Source organism: Bradyrhizobium sp. P2_E8 (genome assembly GCF_056403875.1).
The window spans coordinates 1-4,758 of sequence record NZ_JBFUES010000592.1 but is presented as its reverse complement, the minus strand read 5'-3'; the positions used below and the strand labels follow the sequence as shown (position 1 = coordinate 4,758).

6 protein-coding genes are annotated in these 4,758 nt (G+C 66.5%); 4 read left to right on the top strand and 2 right to left on the bottom strand.

The window, feature by feature from the left end; genetic code table 11:
- From AC1D00_RS27325 to AC1D00_RS27310, 4 genes are all read left to right on the top strand, one after another.
- Positions 1–365: invasion associated locus B family protein (locus AC1D00_RS27325; protein ID WP_477012795.1), on the top strand; the 365-nt coding region annotated here is incomplete at its 5' end.
- A 224-nt stretch (positions 366–589) separates the two neighbouring features.
- Positions 590–2,017 carry a metalloprotease TldD gene (tldD, locus tag AC1D00_RS27320; protein ID WP_135176240.1) on the top strand — a complete coding sequence of 476 codons (1,428 nt, stop codon included), beginning with the start codon at positions 590–592 and terminating at the stop codon, positions 2,015–2,017.
- Entirely contained in the window at positions 2,014–2,793 is a 780-nt protein-coding gene (gene lepB, locus AC1D00_RS27315; RefSeq protein WP_135176239.1) for a signal peptidase I, read from the top strand. The genes tldD and lepB overlap by 4 nt, the downstream gene beginning before the upstream one ends.
- A gap of 119 nt (positions 2,794–2,912) precedes the next feature.
- A complete protein-coding gene (locus AC1D00_RS27310; protein WP_404551157.1) occupies positions 2,913–3,479 on the top strand; it encodes a nucleotidyltransferase family protein in 567 nt (188 codons plus the stop codon).
- A gap of 117 nt (positions 3,480–3,596) precedes the next feature.
- Here AC1D00_RS27310 and AC1D00_RS27305 read toward each other — a convergent pair whose 3' ends face one another.
- Entirely contained in the window at positions 3,597–4,169 is a 573-nt protein-coding gene (locus tag AC1D00_RS27305; protein WP_477012794.1) for a PAN domain-containing protein, read from the bottom strand.
- Between the two features lie 135 nt (positions 4,170–4,304).
- Positions 4,305–4,758: glutamate-cysteine ligase family protein (locus AC1D00_RS27300; protein ID WP_477012793.1), on the bottom strand; the 454-nt coding region annotated here is incomplete at its 5' end.

The following is a 4,758-nucleotide window of genomic DNA, read 5'->3' as shown; positions in this document are numbered from 1 at the left end:
AGACCGAGCAATGCGCCCTGATCCAGAGCGTGGTGGCCGAAGACCGCTCCAATGCCGGTCTGACCGTGATCGTGCTCAAGACCGCCGACCAGAAGAGCCGCCTGATGCGCGTGGTCGCCCCCCTGGGTGTGCTGCTGCCCTCCGGCCTCGGGCTGAAGCTCGACAATCAGGACGTCGGCCGCGCCGGCTTCGTCCGCTGCCTGCCCAATGGCTGCGTCGCCGAGGTCGTCATGGACGACAAGCTGCTCGGCCAGCTCCGCACCGCCAAGACCGCCACYTTCATCATCTTCGAGACGCCGGAAGAAGGCATCGGCTTCCCGCTCAGCCTGAACGGGCTCGGCGAGGGATACGACAAGCTGCCGTAGGGCTCCGCCCGACAGGCCGTTGCCACTTCCGTCATCCTTCGAGGCTCGCAATGCGTTGCAAGGCGAGCGCCTCAGGATGACGGTGATGGATTGCTGCGCGCGGCCGGCGCTTTGGACAATGCCCTCGCCAATCCTATCGTTTCCGTAATGTGACGCCCGGCCCCCTCGCGGAACCGGTCCGAAACCATTATCTTGCCCCACATCTCCAGATAATGGACGGACACATGACCAATCCCGCCACAAGCTCCCTGCTCGACCGCGCCAATCTCGATCGCGACCAGGTTCGCCACGAGGTCGCGCGCGGGCTTGCCGGCGCCGACGACGGCGAGCTGTTCCTGGAGTACAGCCAGACCGAAGCGCTGATGTTCGACAATGGGCGGCTGAAACAGGCGACCTACGACACCTCGCAGGGTTTTGGCCTGCGCGCCGTCAAGGACGACGCCGTCGGCTACGCCCACTCCTCCGACGTCTCGCTGCCGGCGCTGATTCGCGCCGCCGATGCGGTTGCCGCCGTGCGTGGCGGCTATTCGGGCAGCTTCGCGGCGCCGCCTCCGCACACCAATGTGCGGCTCTATGGCGACGACAATCCGCTGGACGCGCCGGGCTTCGAGACCAAGGTCAAGCTGCTCGCCGAGATCGACGCCTATCTGCGCGACAAGGATCCGCGGGTGCGGCAGGTCAGCGTCAGCCTTGGCGCGACCTGGCAGGTCGTCGAAATCCTGCGGCCCGACGGCGAGAGCTATCGCGACATCCGCCCGCTGGTGCGCGTCAACGTCTCCGTCGTCGCCGGCCAGGGTGACCGCCAGGAGAGCGGCAGCAAGGGCTATGGCGGCCGCGCCGGCTATGCCGAATTCATCGAGAGCAAGAACTGGCGCGACGCCGCCGACGGCGCGCTGCGCGAGGCTCTGGTCAATCTGGAGTCCGTTCCCGCCCCCGCCGGCGAGATGGACGTCGTGCTCGGCGCAGGCTGGCCCGGCGTGATGCTGCATGAAGCGGTCGGCCACGGCCTCGAAGGCGACTTCAACCGCAAGAAGACCTCGGCGTTTGCCGGCCTGATGGGCCAGCAGGTCGCGGCCAAGGGCGTCACCGTGGTTGACGACGGCACCATTGCTTCGCGCCGCGGCTCGCTGTCGATCGACGACGAGGGCACGCCGACCAACCGCACCGTGCTGATCGAGGACGGCATCCTGGTCGGCTACATGCAGGACCGTCAGAACGCGCGCCTGATGAACATGAAGCCGACCGGCAACGGCCGCCGCCAGGGCTATGCCCATGTGCCGATGCCGCGCATGACCAACACCTACATGCTCGCGGGCGACCGCGATCCGGCCGAGATCCTGGCGTCGGTGAAGAACGGCGTCTTCGCCGCGAATTTCGGCGGCGGCCAGGTCGACATCACCTCGGGCAAATACGTGTTCCAATGCACCGAGGCCTACAAGATCGAGAACGGCAAGATCGGCGCCCCGCTGAAGGGCGCCATGCTGATCGGCAACGGGCCGACCGACCTGCATCGCATCCGCATGATCGGCAACGATCTCGCGCTCGATACCGGCATCGGCACCTGCGGCAAGAACGGCCAGGGCGTGCCGGTTGGCGTCGGCCAGCCGTCGCTTTTGATGGAACGCATTACGGTGGGTGGAACGGGCGCATGAGTGTCGAGAAGGTGACTGCGACCGCCACCAAGCGGAAGAGCAGCGGCTGGGGCGGGCAGCTGGTGCAACTCGCCGGCATCGTCGTCGCGGTGTTCATCGCCAAGGGCGCGCTTGCCGAGCCGTTCTACGTGCCGTCGGGCTCGATGGAGCCGACGCTGCTGATCGGCGATGCGTTGCTCGCTTCGAAATTCCCCTATGGCTACGGCACCTCGTCGCTGCCGATCCAGATCAACCTGCCCGAGAGCGGCCGCGTGTTCGCGGAGACGCCGAAGCAGGGCGACGTCGTCGTGTTCCGCTGGCCCGGCGATCGCTCGCAGGCCTGGGTGAAGCGCGTCGTGGGTCTGCCCGGCGACCGCATCCAGATGCGGCAGGGCCAGCTCTTCATCAACGACCGGCCCGCCGAGCTCAAGCCCGACGGCGTCGGCGCCGCCGAGGACGACAATGGCGGCAGCGAGCCCGCCTACCGATACGTCGAGACGCTGCCCAACGGCGTCTCGCACCTGATCTTCAAGATGCGCGACAACGGCCCGCTCGACAACACGCCCGAGGTGACGGTGCCGGCAGGACATCTCTTCGTGCTCGGCGACAACCGCGACAACTCCGCCGACAGCCGCGTGCCGCTGCGCTCCGGCGGCGTCGGCATGCTGCCGATCGACAATCTGGTCGGACGTGCGGATGCCGTGCTCGGCTCCTGGGATCTCGGCATGCGCGGCCAGCCGGTATGGACCTGGCTGTCCGGTTTCCGCCTGGCGCGGTTCTTCACCGCGGTGCATTGAGCGGAACGTAGATCGTAGGGTGGGCAAAGCGGAAGCGTGCCCACCACGTCTGTCGCAACGTGGAGAGATGGTGGGCACGACGCGCGAAGAGCGCGCCTTTTCCCACCTTACGATTTCCGATGACCCGCGACGAATTTCTCGCTCTCGCCCTGCGCAATCCGATCAACGCGGCGATCATCGACGAGCTCGCGCGTCTTGCCCTGCCCGATGCCTGGCTGGTGTCGGGATGCCTGGTGCAGACGGCGTGGAACGTGCTCACGGATCGCGCAGTCGATCACGGCATCGCCGACTACGACGTCTTCTATTTCGACTCCGATACCTCATGGGAGGCGGAGGACGCGGTAATCCGCGAGCTGCAGGCGAGACTCGGGCATCTCGGCGTCAAGGTCGAGATCCGCAACCAGGCGCGTGTGCATCTGTGGTATCCGGGCAAGCACGGCCTGCCCTATCCGCCCCTGACGTGCTCGACGGATGGCATCGACCGCTTCCTCACGCAGAACACGCAAGTCGGGGTCAGGCGCGCAGGCGATGGCTACGAGGTCTACGCACCGCATGGCTTTGGCGATGTCGCGGGATTGATTGCGCGGCCCAATCCGGGCCCGAATTTTTCCGCGGCAAGTTACGCGGTGAAGACCGCGCGATGGAAGGCGCTGTGGCCGGAGCTCACGGTAATCGCGGCGGAGTGAGATGTCCGCTTCGTCCTCCTCGTCATTGCGAGCGCAGCGAAGCAATCGAGAATCCTTCCGCGGCGGCAGCCTGGATTGCTTCGCTACGCTCGCAATGACGGCGGTGAGAGCTGCGTGCTACCGCACCACGCCCGACGTGAACCCCGCCTTGCGCCGCGGCGGCTTGATTTCCTTTTTCAGGAAGCAGCGCGCCTCGCGGCCGGTGTAGCCGGGGCGGGCATAGGTGAAGGCGCGGCACTTGTTGTCGGCGGTGCAAGCGGCCTTGCAGGCCTCCTCGCCTTCACCGTCCTTGAGCTCGAAATTGCGCAAATCGCCACCGGGGCGGTCGATCGAGGTCTCCACGCCTTCGACGCGCGGCTCGATCACGCCGGCGCCGCGGACGCCGGAGATGCAGCAACTGCCCGGCACGCGTGCCGGCACCGTGTTCTTCAGCCAGCACACCGCTGAGCCGCCCTCGACGTCGGGATAGTTGAAGCTCCAGGAGCGGCAACGGCGGTCACGCTCGCACAGCAGCGCGCAATCCTCGGGGTCGCCCGATGTGACCGGCGTGCTGAAATAGTCGCCGCCGGGCCGGTCGAATGCCGTCTGGGCGCTTKCAGGCCAGCTCGCAACCGCGAGCGAAAGCAGCGCGGCGCATGCCACGACGCTTGCCAAGACCCTTGCCATGACGGACAGGCGGCCCTTCCCCATCAGAACAGCTTTCGAGTTATTGACGACGCTCAGGTTTTTTCAGCCGGTCATTTGATCGCCGCAAACCTGTATGGGCGATGAACGGCTCAAGTCCTGGTCGTCGGCCTGTTGGTCTAGAACGCGTACTTCGCGCAGCTAGAACGCGTATTCCGCGTAGGCCGGTTCCACGGAGCCCTTCCAGGGGCCGTTGAACTTCTCCAGCATTTCCTCGGCCGGCGTGCGGCCGGAATCGATAATGCGGTCGAGCGGCTCCAGATGCCGCGTCTCGTCGCGGCCGAGCTGGTCGATCCGGCCGCGCCGGCGCAGGCCGGCATGTGCCAGAACGAGGCATTCCTTGGCGATCTCGAACAGATAGCGGTCCCTGATCCGCGCCTTGAAGCCGAAGCGCGGCACGTCGTCGCGCAGGGCCTGGCGCTCATGCGCGGTCCAGTGCTTCACCATGTCCCAGGCGGCATCGAGCGACACATCGTCATAGAGCAGCCCGACCCAGAACGCCGGCAGCGCTGGCAGACGGCCCCACGGTCCGCCATCGGAGCCGCACATCTCGAGATAGCGCTTCAGCCGCACTTCCGGGAAGATCGTCGAGAGA